The organism is Aminobacter anthyllidis (assembly GCF_018555685.1).
GTDB lineage: Bacteria > Pseudomonadota > Alphaproteobacteria > Rhizobiales > Rhizobiaceae > Aminobacter > Aminobacter anthyllidis.
Window position 1 is genome coordinate 1 of sequence record NZ_JAFLWW010000028.1, and the last position, 1,328, is coordinate 1,328.

The window sequence follows — 1,328 nt, forward strand, 5'->3', positions numbered from 1 at the left end:
TTCCGCCCGATGGAGACATATTTGATGCCGTGGCGGGCGACGACGGCGGGGTCGTAGAGATTGCGGCCGTCGAAGATGACGGGCGTGGTCAGTTGCTCCCTGATCAGCTCGAAGGACGGTGCCCTGAAATTCTTCCATTCGGTGGCGATCAAAAGCGCGTCGGCGCCGCGCAATGCCGCCTCCTTGGTGCCGCACAGCATCAGGTCGTCGCGCTGGCCAAAGATCTGCTGCGCCTCGTTCATCGCCTCGGGATCGTAGGCCTGGACCTTGGCACCGGCAGCCCACAGCGCTTCCATCAGCACCCGGGCAGGTGCTTCGCGCATGTCGTCGGTGTTGGGCTTGAAGGCGAGGCCCCACAGCGCGAAGGTCTTGCCGGCAAGGTCGCCGTTGAAATGCGCCTTCAGCTTGTCGAACAGCACCGCCTTTTGGGCATTGTTGCGCGCCTCGACCGAGTGCAACAGCACCGGCTCGAAGCCGACATCGCCGGCGGTCCGGATCAGCGCACGCACATCCTTGGGAAAACACGAGCCGCCATAACCCAGGCCCGGATAGATGAAGTGGTAGCCGATGCGCGGGTCCGAGCCGATGCCCTTGCGCACCTCCTCGATGTCGGCGCCGAGCAGTTCGGCGAGGTTCGCCATCTCGTTCATGAAGCTGATCTTGGTCGCCAGCATGCAGTTGGCGGCATATTTGGTGAACTCGGCGGAGCGCACGTCCATCACGATCATCTTTTCGTGGTTGCGGTTGAACGGCGCATAGAGCTCGCGCATCACCGCCTCTGCCGCCTCGCTGTCGGTGCCGATGATGATGCGGTCGGGCTTCATGCAGTCGGCGACCGCCGAGCCTTCCTTCAAAAACTCAGGATTGGAGACGACGTCGAAGCCAAGCTCCTCGCGGCCCCTGGCCTTCAGCGCCGCCGACATCGTTTCGCGCACCTTGTCGGCGGTGCCCACCGGCACCGTCGATTTGGTCACCACGATCTTCGCACCCGCCATCTCGCGGCCGATGGCGTCGGCCACCGAGAGCACGTACTTCAAGTCGGCCGAGCCGTCCTCGCCCTGCGGCGTGCCGACCGCGATCATCTGGATCTCGCCATGCCTGACGGCCAGAGCCGCATCGGTGGTGAAGACGATGCGCCCGGCCGCATGGTTGTCGCGCACCAGCGCCTCCAGCCCCGGCTCGAAGATCGGGATGAAACCCTGGTTCAAGCGCTCGACCTTGGCCGCATCGACATCGACGCAGACAACGTCATGCCCGACCTCGGCCAACACCGCTGCCTGAACCAGGCCAACATAGCCAATGCCAAAAACTGTCAGATTCATCCGGTC

At 63.8% G+C, this 1,328-nt stretch carries 1 protein-coding gene; it reads right to left on the reverse strand.

The features are described from left to right. Positions 1 to 1,322, reverse strand: a 1,322-nt coding sequence (locus J1C56_RS32680; protein WP_214394061.1) for a UDP-glucose dehydrogenase family protein, incomplete at its 3' end; no start/stop codon positions are given. Positions 1,323 to 1,328 lie beyond the last annotated feature (6 nt).